The organism is Flagellimonas sp. HMM57 (assembly GCF_021390175.1).
Lineage (GTDB): Bacteria > Bacteroidota > Bacteroidia > Flavobacteriales > Flavobacteriaceae > Flagellimonas.
This window is the reverse complement of the sequence record NZ_CP090004.1, coordinates 3892661-3917594: the sequence shown is the minus strand read 5'-3', so window position 1 is coordinate 3917594 and position 24934 is coordinate 3892661. Positions and strand designations below refer to the sequence as shown.

Below are 24934 nucleotides of genomic sequence, written 5' to 3'. Positions count from 1 at the left end.
GCTATGAAAATATTCTATGGTCTTTTTTTGGGATGTACCATGCTATTTTCAGGTATGCTATCTGCCCAACTTGATTATAAGGGCAAAATCTTTGATGCTGAAAGTGGATTGCCCATACCTTATGTCAATATTGGAATAATTGAAAAGGGTGTTGGTACTGTTAGTGATGAGACAGGAATATTTCACCTTGAATTCAATCCTGACCTTTATACTTCACATGATGTCGTTTTATTTTCCTCTTTAGGATATGAAACACTGGAGATTCCCATTTCTGATTTAGAATTTGTATACAATGAATATCCGATACTAAAACTAAATCCTTCCATTTTAGAATTGAGCGAAGTAGTCGTAACGGACGAAAAAGGGGATTTTGTGGAAAAATCTGTTGGTTATAAAAATAAGGGTGAAACGGTATACGGATATTGGAAGGACAACATTGCCCTTGGTGGGGAATTAGCCTCTCATATTTCCGTTGCTAAAGGGCTACGGCAGCTTAAATCCTTTGGATTCGAAGTCTGGGAAAATATATCTGATAGTGTTCTGGTACGGATCAATGTTTATGATATAGACAAGTCTTGGGGTTTTCCAAAAAATAACCTGAATCAATCTACAGAAAATATCCTGCATACTATAAAGAAGAATGATATGTTCGCACATGTGGATTTAATCCCTTTTTCCATTTTTGTAAGGGACGATTTTATTGTTTCTATTGAATTACTTCAAGTATATGGCAAAGAAAAACCGAGAATGGCTTTGGCAGGAGTCTCTTATGGGAATGGTTCTTTTAGAAAATATGCCAGCCAAGATAAGTGGGAGAAAATATCAGATAAGAGCATGGCTTTTTTTATGGAAACTTCGTATTTCGTTTCTGTAAATGAAGCAGAAAGGATAAGAAAAAGAGAGAAAAGGCGTAAAGAAAAACTGCCCATGATTTCTGGTTTCATTATGGAAAATAGCAATATGCTCTCAAATGTGACCGTCCGAAATCTAAGAACCAAAGAGTGGACTACAAGCGATGAAAATGGTAGGTATACGCTTCATGCAAAACCCAAAGACAGGCTTCTTTTTACTAAAAAAGGCTATTTCAACACCAGTTTAAAAGTAAAAAAAAGACCCTCTTTAAATGTTAAGCTTAAACTAAGAACATCACCTTAGCTACACTTGCAAAACTCCCATATTGAATTGTTTTTCAATAGGTGCATGATTGGCGGCTTCAATCCCCATGGATATCCATTTTCTTGTGTCCAATGGGTCGATTATTGCATCGGTCCATAGTCGCGATGCTGCATAATACGGCGAAATCTGATTATCATACCGTTGTTTGATTTCATCGAACAATGCTTTCTCTTTTTCAGCATCTAATTTTTTCCCATTTTTTTCCAACGAAGCCTTTTCAATCTGCATTAATACCTTAGCGGCAGAGTTTCCGCTCATTACCGCAAGCTCTGCACTTGGCCAAGCTACCATAAGCCTAGGGTCATAGGCTTTTCCACACATGGCATAATTTCCTGCGCCATAGCTGTTACCAATGACCACCGTGAATTTTGGTACTACGGAGTTACTTACCGCATTCACCATTTTGGCACCATCCTTTATAATACCGCCATGTTCGCTTTTACTGCCAACCATGAAACCTGTAACGTCTTGTAAAAAGACCAAAGGAATTTTCTTTTGGTTGCAATTGGCAATAAATCGTGTGGCTTTGTCTGCTGAATCCGAATAGATCACACCTCCAAAACGCATTTCGCCTTTTTTGGTTTTTACCACTTTTCTTTGATTGGCGACAATACCAACGGCCCACCCATCGATTCGTGCATAGCCTGTTAAAATACTTTTGCCAAATCCTTCTTTGTACTGTTCAAATTCAGAATTATCGACCAGGCGCTTTATAATTTCCAACATATCGTATTGGTCGCTTCTGGAAGCTGGAAGAATGCCATAAATATCATTTTCATTCTCAACGGGAAGCTGGCTTTCGACCCTATTAAAACCCGCTTTTTCAAAATCCCCGATTTTAGAAACGATATTCTTTATCTTATCCAACGCATCTTTATCGTCCTTGGCCTTGTAATCTGTAACACCACTAATCTCCGAGTGTGTGGTAGCGCCTCCCAAGGTTTCATTATCAATGCTTTCACCAATAGCGGCCTTTACCAGATAACTCCCAGCTAAAAAGATGCTCCCTGTTTTATCTACAATAAGTGCTTCATCGCTCATAATGGGCAAGTAAGCTCCGCCAGCAACGCAACTGCCCATGACAGCTGATATCTGGGTAATGCCCATACTGCTCATAATGGCGTTGTTCCTAAAAATCCGACCAAAATGTTCCTTGTCCGGGAAAATCTCATCTTGCATGGGCAAATACACTCCAGCGCTGTCTACTAAGTAAATAATGGGCAACTTATTTTCTATGGAAATCTCTTGTGCCCTTAAATTTTTCTTTCCCGTAATTGGAAACCAAGCTCCTGCTTTTACCGTAGCATCATTGGCAACCACAACACATTGTTTTCCCTTAATATATCCGATTTTGACAACAACACCAGCTGACGGACATCCACCATGTTCCTCATACATTCCATCGCCTGCAAATGCCCCTATTTCTATGGTTTTAGAACCCGTGTCAAAAAGATAATTAATACGCTCACGTGCGGTCATTTTACCTTTTGCGTGATGCTTTTCTATTCTTTTTTTGCCTCCTCCAAGCTTAACCGTAGTAAGTTTTCTTCGAAGCTCGGAAAGCTTCAATTTATTGTGGTCTTCATTTTTATTGAAGTTAATATCCATAGCTACTAAACCATTTTTAATCTTATCGGTTAAAGATAAGGAGTTATAATCATTACTTTTGATTTCAAATGGAAATGAAACTGAAATGGGGCATTATAGGCCCTGGAAATATTGCCAAAAAATTTGTTGCGGACCTGTTGCTTTTTGATGATGTTGAAATTGGTGCAGTAGCTTCAAGAGCTTTGGACAAAGCTCAAGGATTTGCAGAAGAGTATGGGATTGGCAACGCATACGGAAGCTATGAAGAACTTTTTAAAGCTAGTACCTCAAATATTGTTTACATAGCCACTCCACATAACTATCATAAAGAATTGGCAATAAAAGCCATGGAATATGGCAAACACGTACTTTGTGAAAAACCACTTGGAGTATCTAAATTGGAAGTTGAGGAAATCATTGCCGTAGCCAAGAAGAACAAGGTTTTTCTTATGGAGGGACTTTGGTCGCGTTTTAATCCGTCCATAAAAAAAATAAAAACTTTGATCGATACTGGTACGATAGGTGAATTGGCATACCTACATGCCGATTTTGCTTTCTATGGTCTAAACAGGGATGAAAAATCTAGAATCCTAAATCCTGATTTGGCTTCGGGCTCGTTGTTGGATATTGGAATCTACCCTATTTTTCTAGCTTATCTATTATTGGGCAAGCCCGATAACATCCATGCCTTTTCAAATTTTCATACAAACGGTACCGAATTGCAGACGTCGATGATCTTTCAATATCCCGCTGCACAAGCAGTGTTATATTCCGGACTGACAAGTCGGTCTAAAATGGAAGCTGAAATATCTGGGAGCAAAGGAAGTATATATATTCACCCTAGATGGCACGAGGCAAATGGTTTTTCCCTAGAAAAAGACGGCAGCACGGACGATTGTATACTTCCTATGGAGGGTAACGGTTTTGTTCATGAAATAAGGGAAGTACATCATTGTCTTAAAACTGGAAAATTGGAAAGCGAGCTGTGGACGCACCAAAATAGTTTGGATTTGTCAGAATTACTGGACAATGTGCGAGCCATTACTGGAATTAAGTTTCCGTTCGAGGCATAAACTGTTGCGAAGTCATCAAGAATAAATCAAATTTTTACGATATTTGATTTTACACTAATTAACTATATGGTAATGAATAAGAATACAGTGCTGGCGTGGGCAACATGGATCATGATTTTTGTTGGTATGGGAATGATAGCACTAGGTGCGTTTAAATATGACGATATAGCCGGATGGGGATTTGCAGCGGTCGGTATTGGTTTTTTTGCAATAGCCTGGGTTTTCAATGCACTTAAAGGTAGAGTATAGTTTTCCACTTTTTAATTTAAAAAATAACTGAATGTCAGACGATAAAAAAGTCATCTTTTCAATGTCTGGGGTAACCAAGACATTTAAAACGGCCAATACCCCTGTTCTAAAAAATATCTATTTAAGTTTTTTCTATGGAGCCAAAATTGGGATTTTGGGTCTGAATGGGTCAGGTAAATCTACTTTATTAAAGATTATTGCAGGTGTCGATAAGAACTATCAAGGCGATGTGGTATTCTCTCCTGGATATTCCGTAGGCTACTTAGAGCAAGAGCCACAATTGGATGACGAGAAAACCGTACTTGAGGTGGTGAAGGAAGGAGTGGCCGAGACAGTCGCCGTATTGGATGAATACAATAAAATCAACGATATGTTTGGTCTTCCAGAAGTATATGAAGATGCGGACAAGATGCAAAAGTTGATGGACAAACAAGCAGCATTACAAGATAAAATTGATGCCTCCAATGCTTGGGAACTGGATACGAAACTGGAAATTGCTATGGACGCCTTACGTACCCCTGATTCTGATAAGAAAATTGGTGTTTTGTCCGGTGGTGAAAAGCGAAGGGTCGCATTATGCAGATTATTGTTGCAAGAGCCAGATGTACTGTTGTTGGATGAGCCAACTAACCATTTGGATGCAGAATCGGTACATTGGTTGGAGCACCATTTGGCGCAATATAAAGGAACGGTTATCGCAGTAACGCACGACCGTTACTTCTTGGACAACGTTGCCGGATGGATTTTGGAATTGGACAGGGGAGAGGGCATACCATGGAAAGGAAATTATTCTAGTTGGTTAAATCAAAAATCCAAGCGCTTGGCCCAAGAGAGCAAACAAGCTTCAAAACGTCAGAAAACATTGGAACGGGAGTTGGAATGGGTTCGACAAGGTGCAAAAGGAAGACAGACCAAACAAAAGGCGCGTTTAAAAAATTACGATAAGCTACTGAGTCAGGACCAAAAGCAACTAGAAGAAAAACTAGAGATATATATTCCCAATGGCCCACGTTTGGGTACCAATGTTATAGAATCCAAAGGAGTAAGCAAAGCTTATGGGGATAAGTTATTATACGAAGAGTTGAATTTTAATCTTCCCCAGGCGGGCATTGTGGGCATAATTGGTCCCAATGGTGCCGGTAAGACCACAATCTTTAGGATGATAATGGGAGAGGAGACTCCAGATAAGGGAGAATTTGTTGTTGGAGATACCGCGAAATTGGCTTACGTAGATCAAAGCCATTCTAACATCGACCCCAATAAAACCATTTGGGAAAACTTTAGCGATGGTCAAGAATTGGTAATGATGGGTGGGAAACAGGTAAATTCTAGAGCTTACCTAAGCCGATTTAATTTTTCGGGTAGCGAGCAAAATAAAAAGGTGAACATGTTGTCGGGTGGTGAACGTAACCGACTTCACTTGGCCATGACCCTCAAAGAAGAAGGAAATGTTCTGTTGCTTGATGAACCTACTAACGACCTCGATGTAAATACGTTAAGGGCACTAGAGGAAGGATTGGAAAACTTTGCAGGTTGTGCGGTAATTATATCTCACGACAGGTGGTTCTTAGATAGAATATGCACACATATCTTGGCCTTCGAGGGTGATTCACAAGTATACTTCTTTGAAGGTTCCTTCTCAGACTATGAAGAAAACAAGAAGAAACGCCTTGGAACGGATATCATGCCCAAACGTATCAAATACAAAAAACTGATTCGTTAGTCAATTTTTTAAATGCTATTTTTCCAAGGCCCTTAAACCTTCTTCAAGCAATTTTTTGGCTTCGGTCATGTATGCTTTTTGATGGGCTTCAAGACTATTTGGTTCACTTTTTGCTTCCGTGGGATCATAAACAAAGGATTTAGAAAGCGTAACCAGTTGATCGATGGCTTTTTTAGCAGTTTCTAATCTGTCGGTAGAATGTTTTTCAAATATCTTCACCATTTCTTTCTCCATGGATACTTGTTCATTTCCTTGGGTATTGGCGTAGGCTTCATTTTCAATGGTACTTTCAGCATTATCTTCCACTACAACTGTTTGGGGCATTCCCAAAGTACATTCATCTAAAATAGTGATCAGTTCAGTGATCAAGCCCTTGGATTTTTTTGAGAAATACCTTCCGGCGTCCCAATCTACTGGGTCCTTTGCCTTGTTCAAAGCTTCCATGGCATCAAGCATTTTATCTTTTGACTTTGCACAACTGCATTCTTCCATAAAGGCTTTAGACTTCTCAAGCGCAATTAAGGCCCTATCGGCATAATAGGTTTGATGTTCGAAATTAGTGGCACTTAAAGCACTTTTTGTATGGTTGAGACCATAAGTAACTTTAGCATAAAAATTATCGCATTGATTGGATAAGGAAGTATTAATGGCAAGGAAGCACACCAATACAAACAAAACATAGGATTTGGGAACCATGGTTAAGTATTAATTTGGTTTGAGTCTTTTACTTAAACGATCTTAAACGCTCAATATTACATTTGTCTAAAAATCATCTTTAGGATACCAGTCCAATTGAATCACTTTTATATGTTGATTTTCTTGATTTATCAACATTTTAAATTTCTTTACATCGCTCACGTTGGGTCGCCCTCGGTAATGATAAGGGTATACTTCTTTGGGTTTAAATTCTAAAACGGCATTGGCTGCATTTTCAACGGTCATGGTGTAGGGCAGATTCATACATACAAACGCATTATCAATATTCTTTAGAGCCCGCATTTCAGGAATATCCTCCGTATCCCCAGAAAAGTAGATTTTTTGTTCATCCATGGTCAATACATATCCATTGCCCCTTCCTTTTGTATGGAATTTTAATGCTTCTTCCCTTAGATTATACATGGGAATGGCTTCAATGGTAATACCATACCGTTCTTTACTGGCTCCGTTGTCCAAAACATCGATTTGTGGAGTGAATTCTTGTGGCATTTTATCTGCAACGGCTTGGGGTACTATAATCTTTGCTTTTTGGGTATTCAGCTGTTGTAGGGTTTCTAAGCTAAAATGGTCACCATGTATATCCGTAATCAAAATTAAATCTGGTTGATAGTGCCCCTCGAATGCTTCTTTACCACCCACAGGGTCAATGTAGATGGTAATATCTTTCCATTCCAATACAGCGGTTGCATGTTCTATTGGGGTAATTTTCAGGGAGTCCGATTCATACTTTACAGTAGTTTCTACAATTTCATGGCCCTTAATTTCCTTATACATAGAGGATAAAACTAAAACCAACATCAAGGGCAAATATTTTTTTTTCATATTTAGAATTTTAATCAAACCCAGTAAAATAGAGGCTTCTAACGATTTAATAACTATTTTTTCAGTAGAATTTAATCTAAAAAAATCCAAACTAAAAACTAAAGCGTATATAAACCAAACTCAATTGATTAAATAGTTTTAACAAATCAATTAATTTACAAAGTTATGACTGAAACAAAAAGTAACAACGGATTAAAGGTAATAGCTGGTTTACTTGGTGTAGTTCTTTTAGGAACTATTATTTACACAGTAAGCCTTTACCAGGATAAGAAAAAGACCGCTAACGCTCTTACCCAAGAAAAGGAATTGGTGGTTGAAGATTTGAATAGCTTGAAGTCAGAATACGATAAAGCTATTTTGGAAAGCAACGCTACAAATGAAGAACTTGTTGCCGCAAGAGACAATATTGCAAAGTACATCGATTCTGTTCAAGGAATGAAGGCTGATATCGCTTCCCTTTCAAGATATAGAAGACAAGTTAGTGTACTTAAGAAAGAAAGAGAAGCATTGTTAAAGCAAGTTGACTCTTTGACGTCTTCCAATACGCTATTGGCCATGCAAAGGGATAGTACGTTCACTGAATTGGAAAAGCAAACTGTATTCAACGATTCTTTAGTTGTTCAGAATACGCAACTTGCCGATGCTGTTGAAAGAGGTTCTGCTTTAAGCCTTTCTACTTTTACTGTTGATGCTGTAAAAGAAAGAAGCAGTGGAAAATTGGTTTCTACTTCTAGAGCTAAAGCTACTGACAAATTCAAAGTATGTTTCACAATTGCGGACAACGTAATTGCAGAAGCTGGAGATAGAGAATTCTTTATTGAAGTTCTTGACCCACAAGGAAATGTTTTAGGAGACAGCTTTACAAAGTCTAGTGAAGAAGGAGCTTCTATTACCTACAGCAAAGGAACTAACTTCTACTATGAGAACAGTACCTTGGATGTTTGTGACTACATTAATAAGCCTGCTTCAGATTTCCAAAAAGGAAACTATATGGTAAATGTTTATGACAATGGTCTTAAACTATTGGGTACTTCTAAGTTCGCCCTAAAATAATATACACTATCCACATTTAATTAAAAATCCCGATTCTGCGAAGAATCGGGATTTTTGCTTTTAGATAATATGATCGTTGCGCTATTTTAGACTACCTACCATATCTTCTGGTTTTACCCATTCGTCATATTCTTCCGCAGTAACATAACCAAGGTTAATGGCTTCCTCCTTTAAGGTCGTACCATTTTTATGGGCCGTATTTGCAATTTCAGCAGCTTTGTAATAGCCAATCTTGGTATTTAAAGCGGTAACCAACATTAATGAGTTGTTCAATAATGTCTTGATGACTTCGTGATTTGGCTCAATACCAACTGCACAGTTTACATCAAAACTTACGCAGGCATCACCTAATAATTGCGCTGATTGTAGAATATTTGCTGCCATCATCGGTTTAAAAACATTGAGTTCGTAGTGTCCCTGTGTTCCCCCTACGCTAATAGCCACATCGTTACCCATAACTTGGGCACATACCATGGTTAAAGCTTCACATTGCGTGGGATTTACTTTTCCGGGCATAATGGAACTGCCAGGCTCGTTTGCAGGAATTATGATTTCACCAATGCCTGAACGTGGTCCAGATGCCATCATCCTAATATCATTTGCTATTTTGTTTAAAGAAACTGCCAATAGCTTTAGAGCTCCGTGACTTTCCACGATTGCATCATGGGCGGCAAGTGCTTCAAATTTATTGCCGGCCGTTTTAAAAGGAAGGTTTGAAAATTGAGAAATGTATTTGGCAACCAAAACATCATAACCTTTGGGTGTATTTAGACCAGTACCAACAGCAGTACCGCCCAACGCCAGCTCACTTAAGTGTTCCATGGTATTCCTCAAGGCTTTTAAACCATGGTCCAATTGTGAAACATAACCAGAGAATTCTTGACCTAAGGTTAGGGGAGTGGCATCCATTAAGTGTGTACGACCTATCTTAACAACATCTTGGAACTCTTTTGATTTTTTCTCCAAAGTATCCCTTAACTGCTGAACTCCGGGTATGGTTACATCTACGATTTTCTTATAAGCTGCAATATGCATTCCCGTTGGAAAAGTATCATTGGAAGATTGGCTTTTGTTGACATCATCGTTTGGCTGAATGGTTTTTTCACCTTCTCCTATTTTTTTTCCTGCAATTTCGTGGGCTCTGTTCGCAATGACTTCATTTAAGTTCATGTTGCTCTGCGTTCCCGAACCAGTTTGCCAAATCACCAATGGAAATTGTCCATCATGCTGACCTGCTAGAATTTCGTCGCAAACTTGTGCAATTAAATCCCGTTTTTCTATTGATAAAACTCCAAGCTCATGATTGGTGTAAGCAGCAGCTTTTTTGAGATATGCAAAACCATAAACTACATCCAATGGCATAGAGGCTGGCGTACCAATTTTAAAATTATTTCTAGAGCGTTCGGTCTGTGCCCCCCAGTATTTATCCGATGGTACTTTTACCTCGCCCATCGTATCTTTTTCGATTCTAAAGCTCATTTCTCAAATTTTTAGGTATACAAAGTTAGGTGATGTTCATTAAAATTATATGACATCTCTACAATTGTATATTTTTTAATTTGAGATTTGTTTTTTTAAAGGATTTCAAAGTATCTTTGTACAACAAAAGGAGTAAATCATGTTCGAATTTGACCAATATCTAGGTTTCTTAGCTTTTTTAACCATTTTGACCATAGGCTTCTGGTTAATGATTTTCTTGTTGACTTTTGTAGTTCCTTACTGGTTGTTTGGGAACTTAATGGAGATGTACAAAGAAAGACGTGAGGCTAAAAGAGCAGAACGTAACGAATAATCGAGGAGGCTTTTAGCCTCTTTTTTTATCCTTCAAATTCTACATCCTCTTCACCATTACTTCTACCTTCTCTTTTGTTTCGCTCATTCTGTGGTTGATTGAACCTATATAGAAAAGACAGTGTTAGTTGCCGTTCCCTAAATTGGAACTCACTGTTTGTAAAGACGTTCTCTGTTGTGGTCTCCGTAATACGCTTTCTGGAATTAAAAAGATCTCTAACATTTAAGGATAGTGTTGCTTTATCTTTAATTACATCTTTACTGAAGGCGAGATTAGTACTCAATATGCCCTTGTTTACATTCTGTGCGTCGACCCTTCTTCCTCGATAAAGTGTGTTGGTTTGAAAGTCCACTTTTCCTGGAAGCGGTATTTTAGCACTTAAACGGCTGAACCATGTGAAATTATCAGCATCAAAACTCTGAAAAACCGCTTCACCCAGAAAGTTGGTAAACGTGAAGTTGCCTCGTAGTTGTTGTTGAAATAAATTGAGGTTCAACGTTAAACGCCAATCTCTTTTTGGGACATAAGTGGTTGTCAATTCACCACCAAACCGAGTATCTGTTGCCAGATTGATAGGAGTTCTCACTTGAACTGGAACTATAATAGGGTTTGCCACATCATCAGGGTTTTCAATCTCAACAAAATCGCCTGTCTCTTGTGTAATAAATTGAAATACTCCTGTGGAACGATTATAATACCCAGAAGTTGTTAATGTAATTTTATCCCAACGCTTTATATATCCTAAATCAAAAACATTGGTGTACGTAGGGTCCAAGTCTGGATTTCCCTGAAAAAGATTTGTATTGCTGGAACGTGACGGAAAAGGATTGATAAATCTGGACCGGGGTCGTCGTAACCTTCTACTATAGCTTATGGTGAACTGTTCATATTCTGATAGTTCATAACCAAAAAACAATGAAGGAAACCAATCGATATAATCCTTTTCAGAAACATCATTCGTGTTTACGAGCTCAATACCAATATCCGAAGCTTCCATACGTATACCTCCCAAAATACTGAAGCTATTGATTTTGGTTCCCAGTTGGGCATATGCGGCATTTACATATTCCTTATAGATGAGTTCGTTGCTAAAATCAGGGTCGGAATCCAATACACCATCTTCTAAAATTCCAAAAACAAAATCGGTATTAAATGTATTGAATGTGCCACGGTAACCTATCTCAAATTGTGATCGATTGTTTTTACCAAAGGGATGCACATAATCAAACTGCGCCAATTGGTTGATTTGGCTTTCATCATTTATGGTCTGCTCTGTAGGTAACTGAATATTGTCACCGAGTATAAATTCTTCAATAATTGAGTTTTCAATATCGATACCCTTGGAATATTGATAATCGGCAGTCAATAATTGTCCATCTTTCTTAAATCTTTTCTGATAGTTTACGGAGTACTGTATGTTTTCGTCAAACTCATCTTCATTCGTGAATCGGTTCCGTTGTATGGTCGGATTTCGCAATGCGTCAAAATTGAAGAAATCAACATCTACCGTGTTGTCTCCATCCGACCTTCTATAAACGAATGAATTGGTGATGCTACTTTGTGCCTCGTCATCCAAAAACAATTCAAAACCAATATTGGTGTTAATACCATCGTCCTTACGCTGATACTCCCTAAACTCATCTTGAAAACTTGCGGTGTTTCCGTCTTCATCAAAATTTTCTTGTAGAAACTGTGCATTTCCGGGCGCATCTCGATAGCGATAGGTGGTAGTGGTGAAAATATTGAAGCGCTCTCTTCTAAGATTCAGGTTCAAAGCTCCCCCAAAATTATCTGGATAACCTCCAAAGGCATTAATGGAACCATTTAATCCTGCAGTTTTGCTCTGTCTTAAAATTATGTTTAGAATACCGGCAGTGCCTTCGGCATCATAACGGGCGGAAGGGTTGGTGATGACTTCTACTTTTTCAATGGCATCAGCAGGCAATTGTTGTAAGGCATCTGGGCTAAGACCAGATAGGGCAGAGGGTTTTCCATTGATCAATATCCGTACACTTTCATTGCCCCTTAAGCTAATGTTCCCTTCAACATCCACGGTTATGGATGGTACATTGTCCAACACATCTGTTACAGAACCACCTTTTACGGTAAGGTCACTTCCTACGTTATAGACTTTTTTGTCCAAACGTAGTTCGACCGTTGTGCGTTCACCAACAACTTCTACATCTTCGAGTTGTTCTACATCGATGCCAAGTTCAATGGTACCTAAATCAGTTGAGGCTTTTAAGGTTTGCGATTTAAGCTGGTACGTTTTATAAGAAATGTATTCCACACGGATATTAAAAACCCCTGGAGGGGTTTCTACTTCAAAATTTCCAGATTCATCTGTTATTCCGCCTGTTACTTTTTCAGGGTTTCGAACACGTTGGAGTACTAAAGTAGCATACTCCAAAGGTTGTCCTGTGTCCCTATCGATGACCTTTCCGGTTATTTTAATGGGAGAAGGTCGATTGCCCTGTCCTTTGTTTTGTGCTGTTAGTACTATGGAGTTAAGCAATAGAAAGGACAGTAGCAGTTTTTTCATATCAGTCTTTGGATTTCTTCTTTTTCTTCTTTTTCTTTTTGCTGGTCTTGAACCTATTTTCTTGGAGCTCTAAATATGCATTGTACTTATCTTCTGGCAACCCGTTCTTCATTTCTTCATTCTGGTTCTTGCCTATTTTTTCAAGCTCTTCCCTCATTTTCTGAGGTTCTAATTTTAAAATCTGCAGCTCTATTCGCTGTTGTACATATTTCGTCAATGTAGTTTTGACTACGGCTTCTTCAAACGGATTGAGCCCCAACTCCTCCGTAATAGAAGGCATACGTTGTTCCACAATCTCTTCAGCAGTAAGCGGGTCTGGTTTTTCAGGTGCTTGTTGCGCTTGTGGAATAGCACTTCGTTGTTGTCTGCCAAACCTATTTCCAAATTGAGCGGACAGCGTAGAAGTGTATGTAATTGCCAATAAAAATGTGATAACGAATACAGTACGTACATTTTTCATGATGTTGAACTTAAATATGATTCTAAAGTTAAGTGAAGGTTTAATCCAATTTGGTTAAACTTTTGTTAAGTACATTTTATAGTATTTCTTTAATATTTTCGGCTGGTCTGCCGATTACGGCATTTCGGCCTTTCATTACAATTGGCCGTTCTATCAATTTTGGATGTGCTATCATGGCATCCAATACTTGTTCGTCCGTTAAAAGCTGGTTACGGTACTTTTCTTTCCATATCGCTTCATTTTTTCGGACCAGATTTTCAGGAGAAATTCCCAAACAGGCAATGACCTCTCGCAATTCCTCTTTCGTAGGAATATTTTCCAAATATCGTACCACTTCAAACTCTTGACCAGATTTTTCTAAAACTTCTAGTCCTTCCCTGGATTTTCTACATCTTGGATTATGGTAAATTTTTATCATAACTATAATTAGATTTAATCGTCACGTTGCCCCATCATCATAAGGAACGCCTTCAAAAATGAATTGATATCACCGTCCATAACAGCATCAACATTACCGGTCTCTTCTGCTGTTCTAACATCCTTGACCAATTTGTAGGGATGCATAACGTAGTTCCTGATTTGTGAGCCCCATTCTATTTTCATTTTGGAGGACTCGATTTCTGCACGTGCTTCCTGTTTTTTACGAAGCTCAATTTCGTACAATTGCGATTTTAACATCTTCATGGCAGTGGCTCGATTATCGTGTTGCGAACGTGAATCGGAACAAGAAATCTGAATGCCTGTAGGCTTGTGGACCAATTGTACCTTGGTTTCTACCTTATTCACATTTTGCCCACCGGCTCCGCTGGAACGAGCAGTAGTTATTTCAATATCAGATGGATTTACATCGATTTCAATAGTGTCATCGACCAACGGATACACATAAACGGAAGCAAAAGAAGTATGTCTTTTGGCATTACTGTCAAAAGGAGAGATACGCACCAAACGATGTACACCATTTTCCCCCTTCAACCAACCAAAGGCAAATTCACCTTCGATCTCCAAAGTGACTGTTTTAATACCAGCTACATCGCCTTCTTGATAGTTGAGTTCTTTGACCTTATAACCATTTTTTTCGCTCCACATCAAATACATTCGCATGAGCATGGCAGCCCAATCACAACTTTCCGTGCCACCTGCGCCGGCCGTTATTTGCAATACGGCAGTGAGTTCATCGCCTTCGTCCGAAAGCATGTTCTTAAACTCAAGATTTTCTATAAGAAGGACTGCTTTATCGTGCTGTTGGGTTACTTCTTCCTCGGAAACTTCACCAGCTTCTTGAAACTCCAACAATACCTCTAAATCCCCAATCAAGGCTTTCGCTGCATTGAAGTCTTCTACCCATTTCTTTTTGGACTTGAGCTTCTGCATTTGGACTTGGGCTTCTTGTGGATTGTCCCAAAAACCGGGTGCAAGGGTTTTCTCTTCTTCGTTCTCTATTTCAATAAGTTTGGCATCAATGTCAAAGATACCTCCTTAACGCACCAAGGCGCTCAATAAGATCTTTTTGCTGATCTGTAGTTATCATCAGAATTTAATTTCAAGCAAAAATAGTGTTTCACAATGGTCAAGCAACGAAATTTATATATTTTTAGGTTTAACTAACTACGATATGAAAAAGTACCTCTCTCACATTTTACCATTCATTCTGATAACTAGCTTTTTAAACGCCCAAAGTTTTGATAGTACCAAAGAATATCAAAAGTTTAATGGCTACTTTAATTTTTATTTTGATGACAAAACAGATAAGATTTTCTTAGAGGTAGATGAACTGGAAAAGGAATTTTTATATGTGTATTCTTTGAGCAGTGGAATAGGTAGCAACGATATAGGATTGGATAGGGGGCAACTAGGAAACGAACAAATAGTTTTCTTTAGAAAAGCGGGAAACAAATTACTATTGGTTCAACCCAATTTAAAGTTTAGGGCACTGACCCAAAATAAACTGGAGAAAAAATCGGTGGAACAAGCGTTTGCAAAATCGGTGCTTTATGGGTTTAAGATTGAAGAAGAATCAAAAGGAAAGTTTTTAATCGATATTACTGATTTTCTAATGCGTGATGCCCATGGTGTCTCCGCCAGATTGAAACGGACCAAACAAGGTTCTTACAGTTTGGATAAATCCAAAAGTGCCATGGCCTTTGACCGTACCAAAGCATTCCCAAAGAATGTGGAGTTTGATGTAACGCTTACCTTTTCTGGAAACCCTGAGGGAGCATACATACGCTCTGTTGCCCCAAACCCTTCACTGGTTACCGTTGCTCAGCATCATTCCTTAATTGAGCTACCTGATGATAAATATGAAAAACGTGTGTTCGACCCGCGCTGTGGTTCGTACCCAATATCATATTACGATTACGCTACTCCAGTACAAGAGCCTATTTTAAAACATTTTGTAAGACGTCACCGTCTTGAAAAGAAAAATCCTGGAGCAGCTGTGAGCGAAGCTGTAGAGCCCATAATTTATTATTTGGATAACGGAACCCCGGAACCTGTTCGTTCCGCGCTTCTCGAAGGAGGCAAATGGTGGAATCAAGCCTTTGAAGCCATAGGTTATAAAGATGCGTTTCAATTGAAAATATTGCCCGATGATGCAGATCCCTTGGATGTTCGTTATAACGTAATCCAGTGGGTACATCGTTCCACAAGAGGCTGGAGCTATGGAAGTAGCATCACCGACCCACGAACGGGAGAAATTATGAAAGGGCATGTGAGCTTGGGAAGTCTTCGTATACGCCAAGATTTCTTGATTGCACAGGCCTTAATGAACAAGCCTTTTGCTGAACGGGATGATAATTACCAACCTATGTTGGAATTGGCTTTGGCACGGATTAGACAGCTCTCTGCCCATGAAATTGGACATACCCTGGGCTTTGCCCATAATTTTGCTGCTAGCACCAATGGCAGAGCTTCGGTAATGGACTATCCACATCCGCAATTTGAACTAAAGGGCGATGCCATCGATTTTTCCAATGCATATGACACGGGAATCGGGGTATGGGATAAAGTCACTGTGGCATATTCTTATACAGATTTTCCGAATAAGGCTAAAGAAGCGGAAGGTTTAAACGCTATATTGGAAAAAGCACAAGCTGATGGTCTACGATACATATCCGATCAAGATGCCAGACCCATGGGCAGTGCACATGCTTTGGCCCATTTATGGGACAATGGGAAAAATGCAGCAGAAGAATTGGAACAAGTACTAGCGATACGAAAAATAGCTATGGCTAACTTTTCCATGGACAATATTCGTTCAGGAGAACCCAATTCGGTGCTGGAAGATGTTTTTGCACTTTTATTCTTTTTTCACAGGTATCAAACGGAAGCAACTTCTAAAGTTATTGGGGGATTGGATTATAATTATGTCGTAAAGGGTGATGGACAACGTGCTGTTTCCGTTGTTAACCGAACCGGTCAGGAGAATGCCCTGAAAACCATATTACAAACATTGGACGCTAATAAACTGGCAATACCAAAAGACAAACTAAACCTTTTTCCACCACGCGCCATTGGATATGGACGAACAAGAGAATCTTTTAAAGGAAGAACAGGTGTTAGTTTTGATGCGCTTTCGGCAGTGGAAACCTCATCAGATATGACTTTGGGACTCTTGTTACATCCTGAAAGGGCTTCTCGTTTAATTCAGCAGAAAAGCTTGGATAAAAACCAGCTTGGATTAGAACAGGTGTTCAATACTTTAGTGAATGCTACGATTGAAAAAACACATAAAAATACCTATTTAGACGAAGCGCAGCAGATTATAAATTTTAGAGTACTGTTTCACATGATGAATTTGGCAGCGCACAATGAAGTTCACCCTCAAGTAAATGCAATAGCCAATGAGTCTTTAAAGCGATTAAAAACCAGAATGACCAATAAAGGAAGTAGTGCGATTTCCTCAGAAATGGTACGGCGAATAGATGCATTTCTAAAAGCTCCGGCTAGTTTTAAGGTTATTCCAGCTCCTAAGATTCCAGATGGTTCCCCAATTGGTATGGATTGTATGAACTAAAGATTTGTTCCTTTTATGAAAATTAATTTGATAAGTGACACGGTCACACGACCAAGCAATGGTATGCTGGAGACCATGATGAATGCCAAGGTAGGGGACGATGTCTTTAAGAATGACCCAAGCGTTAATGCATTTGAAGAAGAAGTAGCCAATTATTTTGGTATGGAAGCCGCTTTGTTCTTTCCAAGTGGCACTATGACCAATCAAACAGCCATAAAATTGCATACACAGCCTGGTGAGCAGCTAATTTGTGACAAGTACGCCCATGTCTATAATTACGAAGGTGGCGGTGTAAGCTTCAACAGTGGTGTTTCCTGTAAACTGGTGGATGGGAATAGGGGAATGATGACCGCTGAACAAGTTGAAGCGGCCATTAACCCTCCCGATTTTTATCATAGCCCCTTGACTTCTTTGGTCTGTATCGAAAATACAACGAATAAAGGAGGAGGTGCATGCTGGGACTTTGATGAGCTCCAAAAAATAAGAAAGGTCTGTGATGAAAATGAATTAAAATACCATTTGGACGGCGCACGACTCTGGAACGCATTGGTAGCTAAAAATGAAAATCCAAAGGACTATGGAGCTTTATTTGATTCCATTAGCGTCTGTTTTAGCAAGGGCTTGGGTTGTCCCGTGGGTTCCGTGCTTGTGGGTAGCGAAAAATTAATCGCCGATGCCTTACGGGTGCGTAAGGTATTTGGGGGCGGTATGCGCCAGTCTGGTTTTTTAGCGGCAGCAGGTTCATACGCCCTAAATAACAATATTGCTCGACTGTCCGAAGACCACAACAAAGCACAGGAAATTGGAAGTGTCCTCGGTAAACTGGAATTTATCAAAAAAGTAGAGCCCATTGAAACCAACATTATCATTTTTGAGTTGGATGAATCCCAAATGTCTTCAACTATTTTCTTGTCCAAGCTGGAGGACAACCATATCTCGATTATTGGAATGGGGCAAGGTAAACTGCGTATAGTGACACACTTGGATTATACTGCGCAGATGCACGACCACTTTCTTGACATTCTACGAAAAATAGGGTGATTACTCTTAATCGGAAACGGGTGCTGAGTGTAGCACCTATCTCTATTTTTGTATCTATCGAAATCGTTTGAAATCATCCTAGAAGTTATCTTAACTGATTTTTTCTTACGTATAAAAATTATTTGATAGATGTTGTAAGAAATAACATGTTTTTTTATTAGTTTTATATAGTTGTCCAACGCCCAAATCAAACAGGATTTATGTGCCAAAAACCAGCCAATAATTCTAGCCTATTCACCTTTTCGCTTTGCTTACAGGGGATAATCACAATATTTATTTTTGGAACGGTAGGCATTATGTTTTCACAAAACATTGAGCCCACTCTCCCGACCCCTGGTACGTTTCAATCCTACGGTACTTTACAGCCTACACAACCCATTAATGTTCTAAGCTATTTTTCCAGTTCTCCATCGAACGACAGGGATAGGTATGCCCGCCAAATGGCGATGCACGAAGCCGATATCAGAAAAGTCGAAGCGGAAGAAAAGGCCAAAAGGGAGATTATCCAAGACGCCTTCACTACAATGAACGGTATTCCAAGTGCATTGCCCTCATTCGCAAATTCAAAAGGCTCCCAACACTACCGAAATGCTTTTGCAGAGTTGTCGGTAATGCGGGAAAACACCTTTTCCGCAAAAAAAGCAACCTTCATTGTTGAGAATGCTTTTTACGAGAATGAAAAAGATTATTCCGAGTTTGAGCAGACAATAAAACAAACAGGTGATTTCCTTCGAGAAAAAATGAAGGAATTAGATTTAGATGTAAAAAGCAACCTAGCAAAAAATTACCTGCTATTCCAATTCTTTGCTGACACTCTGGAAATCAAATCCAAGGGCTTAAAACACTTTCTGTTTGAATATGATTTTGATGATTACTGGGGCAGAAAGGATTGGAGCAAAATGTTTGTCCATAAACTTCTTTTAACGGGAAAGGGTCAGTGCAATTCTTTACCGAGATTATACCTCATCCTAGCCGAGGAAATCGGTGCGGTGGCGCATTTGGCACTTTCGCCCAACCACTCCTATATAAAGTTTCCCGATGACAGTGGGACATGGTACAATATAGAACTCACCAATCATATGCTCACCACGGATGCTTTTATCCTGAACTCTGGCTACGTAAAGGCCGAGGCAATACAGAACAAGATATTCATGCATCCTATGAATGAACAAGAGCTTTTATCTAATTATTTTGCTGAATTGGCTGTTGGTTATATAAGAAAATATGGCTATGACGATTTTGCAGAAGAAGTTTTGAACACTGCTCTTGAAATCGACCCAAAAAATATTCCCGCCCAATTATCGAAGGCTAATTTGCAGACGGTAAAACTGAAATATGCCACGGAACAATTGGGGATTACCAAAGAAAACTTTGATGAGATAAGACATTACCCCCAATTGGTCAAACTTTATAAATCGGTTCTGGAGCAATATGAAACGGTGGATACTCTTGGTTATGCCGAAATGCCCGCCGAGCAATACGAGAAATGGCTTGCCTCGGTCAACGAACAGGAAGCGCGACAGCTCAATGAGAGTTTTGGTAAAAAATCGATTAAACAGAAAAAGGATTGAAAAAAATTATCTGCTCCATAGTATTGACAGTATTGCTCCAAACAGGAACGGATGCCCAGCGTTTTTTCTACGATACCGCTTTTGAGAACATCAACTGTATGCTGGAAGGTTCCTGTGAGCTCAGTTTCAAGAATGCCGTGTACGAGGTGGAGAACGCCTACCTAGAAAACAGCTTGGACAGTGTTTTGTTCCATAACGAAATAAGAAAGCTGACCGTCCTTGCCCAAAACCTCGTCAAAAGCCGTGAACTAAAATACCAAGGCTCGGACAAAGAGGAAGTCGAAAAATATGCCGCCCTGTTCTCAGCACTAAAGGACAGTTTTGAAATTGCGGACAGCAAGGGCAATATCTACCGCTACACCCCATATTCCTATGATTTTGAGGATATCTGGGGGCATGGCGACTGGAAGAACATGTTCGTCTCCAAACTGATGGTCACACGCAAGGGCAATTGCCATTCCTTGCCCTACCTGTACAAAATTCTGGCGGAAGAACTGGAAGTGGACGCCTATCTCGCTCTGGCACCCAACCATATTTACATCAAGCACTGGAAAGAGGAGGACGGGTGGTATAATACGGAACTGACCAGCGGTATTTTCCCAATGGATTCTTGGTTGATGGCCTCGGGCTATATTCATTTGGATGCCATTGCCAATAAACTCTATATGGAGGCCTTGGACAACAAACGGAGCGTGGCACTTTGCCTCATAGATTTGGCACAGGGCTATGAACGAAAGTTTCTCGATAATGACGGCACTTTTGTCCAAAAATGTACCCATGCCGCCCTGAAACACTACCCCAACTACATCAATGCGCTGATACTGAAAGCGGAAACATCGAAAAAGATACTGGAGCAGGAGAACAGGACAGACTTTGCAGGGTTGGCTCAAAAAGCCTCACAAGATGACACCTTAAAAAAGAGATTTTTAGAACTCCAAGGAGATTATATGACCATACATGAGCTAGGCTACCGCAGGATGCCAGAGGAAATGTACCTGGACTGGCTCACTTCCTTAAAGGAGGAACGAGAAAAATACGAGAACAAAACGATTACCGATAACAACTGATACCATGAAAAAACTATTCCTAATCACAATTGCCGTTCTTTGCGTAAGCATAGGCCATGCACAAAACCCGTTCGAGAAGTTTGGATATACGCCCAAGATAGGAACCCTGAGCAAGGGCAAGTATATTGAACATTTTGACAATGACAGCATCGTGCGGATAGGCTCCGTACTGTTCAATCCCTTTACTAAATCCATTGTCGGGTTTGTAGAGACCGACAAGGTATATTCGGAAGCGACCTTGAAACCTGAAATCGTCAGTCGATGGTTATCCCCAGATCCGTTGACAGAGGAACGAGAATGGCTTACACCATACAACTTTGTACAAAACGATCCGATTAACCGTATTGACCCAGATGGTGCATTAGATGAGATGATACAACAACCTGATGATCGATATAGGCTCCTAAGTGATGGAACAGTTGAGTACTATGATAACAAAGGTGGTGAATCCCTTGATTATTTGATGGATACAAATGGTAATGAAATACAAGTGACAGACACCTCAATACTCCCAGAGTTAGAGAAGATAAAAGAAACTTCACAAGATAGTGAGCATGGAGAGCTCAACTTTAGGGATGTTACAAGAGGAGAAGACAATCAATCAAGCTTATTTAAAGTTTTCAATTTTGCGGCAAATAATTCTAATGTGGAATGGTCATTGTATAGATTAAACATAGATGGAACGACTAAATTTAATTTAGGTTCTTATGGCAACCGAACATTATCCCCAGGCGGAAGTAAGTTTGACAAATCGCAATGGGTTGCTGGAATCCATTCACACCCTAATATACCAACAACGACCATTAGAGAAATAGGATCTATGTATGGGGACCGAAGTAGGAGTCAAACTCAGATTAGGAGGAATGGACAAGCGGCAGGATTGAAATACGTATACTTCCCCAACTCGAATAATATATATAATATAAGCAACAGAAATACCTACGTGTCCTTTATCCGAAATACAGGAGGAGATTACAAAAGATTCTTTTTTGGCACTTTAAATACGAAGTAGAAATGAAAAACTTAATTCCAATGTTACTTTTTGTAGTTGTGCTTTCAAGTTGTAAAAACCAACAAAAAGATAATGAAAATCAACATGATGTTACTGAATTTAGTCGTTCCACTGAAAAAAGTGAAATAGAAGTGTCATCTCAGAACAAAAACTATATTCACCTTGACAGCACCCTATCAGAATTAATTTATCAATACTCAAAGGAGTACCCGATAAAAAAGGTAGAAGATACTTCTAAATACGTCCTTCAATCTTATTATGTTAGTTTTTTTAAAGTAAAGTCTGATACCCTTTTGGCACTTTGCCGACAGCCGTTTTTAATGGAACTTTTCCCCACTTATGCATTTGAAGAAAATGAAACCCCAAAAGAGCATCCCGAATATGTAGGGATGGTTGAAGGTGCTGACTTACCAATATTCATATTTGATTCTGGAGAGGCGGGGAATAGGTTTTATAATAACACCCCTATTATCAAAAAATATCCAGAAAGATTTGTAACCGATGAAGGTAAATCACACACGCCTGAAATTCCCCCAATATATAAGTATAAAGTTAATAAAGGTGATTTTAAATTTTTGGGCAAATCTGAAAGTCAGTGGATTGACTAAAAAAAGATAAACTTTCATCTAAGTCACTATTTGTCAGTACTCTTCAAAATGCTTTTAGTCGGTTTTAAAAATTGACTTCAAACAAAGATTAGTACATTAATCTTTGTGAAAAATGGAGTTGTAAAAATTTCTCTTTCAAAAAAACCGATATTTACATTGTCGAAGGGTCAAAGGAAATTGACGACGAATTTATCCTTATTTTTTGAAATTAGATGACAATCTGAAAAATCTAAAGGGGTATTTGATAAGAGGAGATAGTGCAATCTTCTTATACTATTTAAACATGAATTGGCAAGGATTAAGAATTAAGAAATGATTAAAAGAGGTATATTCTGTACTAGTATTTATCTTACTCTTGTCTTTTTAATTTTAACTGGCTGTTACCAGTCCGAAAGATGTTTACAAAGTTTGGAATATGTTAGCCATGAACTATCAGGAGGAACATTCGATGTAGCTATTGCAGAATTTAAAAACGGCGAATGGAAAAATATATCTAAAGACACAGAAAATTGGGGGGGGCGATTTTCATACAAAATAGCAATTGATCAGAATGCAAATGTAATATCTGTCAACAGCGAACCTATAGATACTGATATAAGGGATAATATCGATGATCAAGTTGACCAAAATCTTAATAAGTTTTCAGAAACTAAATCGCATCCTCATATTTTCTTTGAAGTACAAACTTTCGACCTAAACACAGACTCAAAAAATAATAAGTTGATTAAAACAATTTGTCGTATACACGATATTGTCTCATCCATCAAGAAAGAGAAAATCAGTAATGGTTTTGATAAAGAATTAGTCGACCGTGTTTTACTCGAAAGATATGTTGTTTATGATTATAAGCAGCTTTATGGAAATGAAAACCCTATATTTTCAGAGAAGCAAGAAAATTAGCCCATAATTCTAAGATAGAAAATCTCAGCAAGGGCAAGTATATTGAACATTTTGACAATGACAGCATCGTGCGGATAGGCTCGGTACTTTTTAATCCTTTTACTAAGCAGATTACAGGTTTTGTAGAGATTGAAAAAGTGTATTCAGAAGCGACATTGAAACCTGAAATCGTTAGCCGATGGTTATCCCCAGATCCGTTGACAGAGGAACGAGAATGGCTTACGCCATATAACTTTGTCCAAAACGATCCGATTAACCGTATTGACCCGGATGGTGCATTAGATGAAATGATACAACAACCTGATGATCGATATAAGCTCCTAAGTGATGGAACAGTTGAGTATTTTGATAATAAAGGCGGAGAATCCATTGATTATCTAATGGATGAAAGTGGCAATGAAATACAATTGACAGATACCTCAATACTTCCGCAACTAGAATCTCAAACAATGCAGGAATCTGCACATTATAGTGATGACGTAATATTGACTGGTAATTATGCTATTAGTAAAAACAACAAACAGACAAAAAAATTGTTTGATTGGGTTGCAAGTAGAGATTCTAACGAATGGGCTTACATAAAGGGGAAAACAGATGGTGGCGTTTATTCATTTATAGGTTCATATCATGTAAGCGACCAAGCACCCTCACCAAGGAGAGCTGGGGGTTTCGGAGATTTTGAAACTCTTATTAATATACATAGCCATTATGGAACGAGTCTTGATGATTTCCAACCTTCGGGTAGCGATATGGCTGGCGCAAGACGTGAAAGAATGCGGTCACCTAACGCACAATTTTTTATCTTTTCACCCCTAATTACAAAAAATAGATATAATAATGCGATTGATGGGAAAATACTACCAGGAACTCTAAATACACCATATAAAAAAATAGATTATGAGCCTAAGAAATATATCCCGTATTAGTTTTCATTTAGCTATTACATTTTTAGTCTTAACAGGATGTAAACAGTCCAACACGTGCTTACCATCTTTGGAATATGTTAGCCATGAACTACCAGGGGGAACATTCGATGTAGCTATTGTAGAATACAAAGACAGTGAGTGGAAAAACATATCTAAAGACACAGAAAATTGGGGGGGGGCGATTTTCATACAAAATAGCAATTGATCAAAATGCAAATGTAATATCTGTCAACAGCGAACCTATAGATACTGATATAAGGGATAATATCGATGATCAAGTTGACCAAAATCTTAATAAGTTTTCAGAAACTAAATCGCATCCTCATATTTTCTTTGAAGTACAAACTTTCGACCTAAACACAGACTCAAAAAATAATAAGTTGATTAAAACAATTTGTCGTATACACGATATTGTCTCATCCATCAAGAAAGAGAAAATCAGTAATGGTTTTGATAAAGAATTAGTCGACCGTGTTTTACTCGAAAGATATGTTGTTTATGATTATAAGCAGCTTTATGGAAATGAAAACCCTATATTTTCAGAGAAGCAAGAAAATTAGCCCATAATTCTAAGATAGAAAATCTCAGCAAGGGCAAGTA

At 38.8% G+C, this 24934-nt stretch carries 23 protein-coding genes; 15 read left to right on the top strand and 8 right to left on the bottom strand.

Features of this window, described 5'->3' with window-relative positions:
* The first annotated feature begins 3 nt into the window (after positions 1-3).
* Positions 4-1155, top strand: a complete 1152-nt coding sequence (locus LV716_RS17450; RefSeq protein WP_163419057.1) for a carboxypeptidase-like regulatory domain-containing protein — start codon at positions 4-6, stop codon at positions 1153-1155.
* On the opposite strand, the gene LV716_RS17445 is transcribed toward LV716_RS17450, so the two are convergent.
* Positions 1156-2784 carry an acyl-CoA carboxylase subunit beta gene (locus tag LV716_RS17445; protein ID WP_163419056.1) on the bottom strand — a complete coding sequence of 543 codons (1629 nt, stop codon included), beginning with the start codon at positions 2782-2784 and terminating at the stop codon, positions 1156-1158.
* Positions 2785-2858: 74 nt separating this feature from the next.
* Between LV716_RS17445 and LV716_RS17440 the strand changes: the two genes are divergently transcribed.
* The 3 genes from LV716_RS17440 (at position 2859) to ettA (ending at position 5808) form a co-directional block, all read left to right on the top strand.
* A complete protein-coding gene (locus LV716_RS17440; protein WP_317167656.1) occupies positions 2859-3836 on the top strand; it encodes a Gfo/Idh/MocA family oxidoreductase in 978 nt (325 codons plus the stop codon).
* A gap of 66 nt (positions 3837-3902) precedes the next feature.
* Entirely contained in the window at positions 3903-4085 is a 183-nt protein-coding gene (locus LV716_RS17435) for a CAL67264 family membrane protein (RefSeq protein WP_163419054.1), read from the top strand.
* A 31-nt stretch (positions 4086-4116) separates the two neighbouring features.
* A complete protein-coding gene (gene ettA / locus LV716_RS17430; protein ID WP_163419053.1) occupies positions 4117-5808 on the top strand; it encodes an energy-dependent translational throttle protein EttA in 1692 nt (563 codons plus the stop codon).
* A 15-nt stretch (positions 5809-5823) separates the two neighbouring features.
* On the opposite strand, the gene LV716_RS17425 is transcribed toward ettA, so the two are convergent.
* Both LV716_RS17425 and LV716_RS17420 read right to left on the bottom strand, forming a co-directional pair.
* Positions 5824-6504 carry a hypothetical protein gene (locus LV716_RS17425; RefSeq protein ID WP_163419052.1) on the bottom strand — a complete coding sequence of 227 codons (681 nt, stop codon included), beginning with the start codon at positions 6502-6504 and terminating at the stop codon, positions 5824-5826.
* 66 nt (positions 6505-6570) lie between these two features.
* A complete protein-coding gene (locus LV716_RS17420) occupies positions 6571-7347 on the bottom strand; it encodes an MBL fold metallo-hydrolase (RefSeq protein WP_163419051.1) in 777 nt (258 codons plus the stop codon).
* Positions 7348-7512: 165 nt separating this feature from the next.
* On the opposite strand from LV716_RS17420, the gene LV716_RS17415 reads away from it, so the two are divergent.
* A complete protein-coding gene (locus LV716_RS17415; RefSeq protein ID WP_163419050.1) occupies positions 7513-8400 on the top strand; it encodes a hypothetical protein in 888 nt (295 codons plus the stop codon).
* An 81-nt stretch (positions 8401-8481) separates the two neighbouring features.
* Here the strand turns inward: LV716_RS17415 and fumC are convergent, their stop codons facing one another.
* Positions 8482-9879: a class II fumarate hydratase gene (gene fumC / locus LV716_RS17410; RefSeq protein ID WP_163419049.1), complete on the bottom strand. Its 1398-nt coding sequence runs from the start codon at positions 9877-9879 to the stop codon at positions 8482-8484.
* Between the two features lie 139 nt (positions 9880-10018).
* Here fumC and LV716_RS17405 point away from each other — a divergent pair, with 139 nt between their 5' ends.
* Positions 10019-10192, top strand: a complete 174-nt coding sequence (locus LV716_RS17405; RefSeq protein WP_163419048.1) for a hypothetical protein — start codon at positions 10019-10021, stop codon at positions 10190-10192.
* 25 nt (positions 10193-10217) lie between these two features.
* Here LV716_RS17405 and LV716_RS17400 read toward each other — a convergent pair whose 3' ends face one another.
* From LV716_RS17400 to prfB, 4 genes are all read right to left on the bottom strand, one after another.
* Positions 10218-12734 (bottom strand): TonB-dependent receptor domain-containing protein, encoded by a 2517-nt coding sequence (locus tag LV716_RS17400; RefSeq protein WP_163419047.1) that lies wholly within the window; start codon positions 12732-12734, stop codon positions 10218-10220.
* A 1-nt stretch (position 12735) separates the two neighbouring features.
* Positions 12736-13194, bottom strand: coding sequence for a hypothetical protein (locus tag LV716_RS17395; RefSeq protein WP_163419046.1), 459 nt, complete (start codon positions 13192-13194; stop codon positions 12736-12738).
* Between the two features lie 76 nt (positions 13195-13270).
* Positions 13271-13612, bottom strand: a complete 342-nt coding sequence (arsC, locus tag LV716_RS17390; protein WP_163419045.1) for an arsenate reductase (glutaredoxin) — start codon at positions 13610-13612, stop codon at positions 13271-13273.
* Positions 13613-13626: 14 nt separating this feature from the next.
* Positions 13627-14722 (bottom strand): peptide chain release factor 2 gene (prfB, locus tag LV716_RS17385; protein ID WP_163419044.1). Its coding sequence is split into 2 segments (ribosomal slippage): positions 13627-14658 and positions 14660-14722, totalling 1095 coding nucleotides; the frame shifts between segments, so codons are not numbered across the junction.
* Between the two features lie 84 nt (positions 14723-14806).
* Here prfB and LV716_RS17380 point away from each other — a divergent pair.
* The 9 genes from LV716_RS17380 to LV716_RS17340 all read left to right on the top strand — a co-directional run bounded on the left by LV716_RS17380 (position 14807) and on the right by LV716_RS17340 (position 24894).
* Positions 14807-17209, top strand: a complete 2403-nt coding sequence (locus tag LV716_RS17380) for a zinc-dependent metalloprotease (protein ID WP_163419043.1) — start codon at positions 14807-14809, stop codon at positions 17207-17209.
* A gap of 15 nt (positions 17210-17224) precedes the next feature.
* Positions 17225-18250 (top strand): low specificity L-threonine aldolase, encoded by a 1026-nt coding sequence (locus LV716_RS17375; protein ID WP_163419042.1) that lies wholly within the window; start codon positions 17225-17227, stop codon positions 18248-18250.
* A 200-nt stretch (positions 18251-18450) separates the two neighbouring features.
* The gene (locus tag LV716_RS17370) at positions 18451-19821 is read left to right on the top strand and encodes a hypothetical protein (RefSeq protein ID WP_163419041.1); all 1371 of its coding nucleotides are present in this window, start codon (positions 18451-18453) and stop codon (positions 19819-19821) included.
* Positions 19818-20888 carry a hypothetical protein gene (locus tag LV716_RS17365; protein ID WP_163419040.1) on the top strand — a complete coding sequence of 357 codons (1071 nt, stop codon included), beginning with the start codon at positions 19818-19820 and terminating at the stop codon, positions 20886-20888. Before LV716_RS17370 ends, LV716_RS17365 begins: the two co-directional genes overlap by 4 nt.
* A 4-nt stretch (positions 20889-20892) precedes the next feature.
* Complete coding sequence (locus LV716_RS17360; protein WP_163419039.1) at positions 20893-21900, top strand: JAB-like toxin 1 domain-containing protein; 1008 nt, start codon at positions 20893-20895, stop codon at positions 21898-21900.
* Positions 21901-21902: 2 nt separating this feature from the next.
* The gene (locus LV716_RS17355; protein WP_163419038.1) at positions 21903-22508 is read left to right on the top strand and encodes a hypothetical protein; all 606 of its coding nucleotides are present in this window, start codon (positions 21903-21905) and stop codon (positions 22506-22508) included.
* 312 nt (positions 22509-22820) lie between these two features.
* Positions 22821-23408 (top strand): hypothetical protein, encoded by a 588-nt coding sequence (locus LV716_RS17350; RefSeq protein WP_163419037.1) that lies wholly within the window; start codon positions 22821-22823, stop codon positions 23406-23408.
* A gap of 68 nt (positions 23409-23476) precedes the next feature.
* Positions 23477-24334: a hypothetical protein gene (locus tag LV716_RS17345; protein ID WP_163419036.1), complete on the top strand. Its 858-nt coding sequence runs from the start codon at positions 23477-23479 to the stop codon at positions 24332-24334.
* 134 nt (positions 24335-24468) lie between these two features.
* Entirely contained in the window at positions 24469-24894 is a 426-nt protein-coding gene (locus LV716_RS17340; protein ID WP_163419035.1) for a hypothetical protein, read from the top strand.
* The last annotated feature ends 40 nt before the right edge of the window (positions 24895-24934 follow it).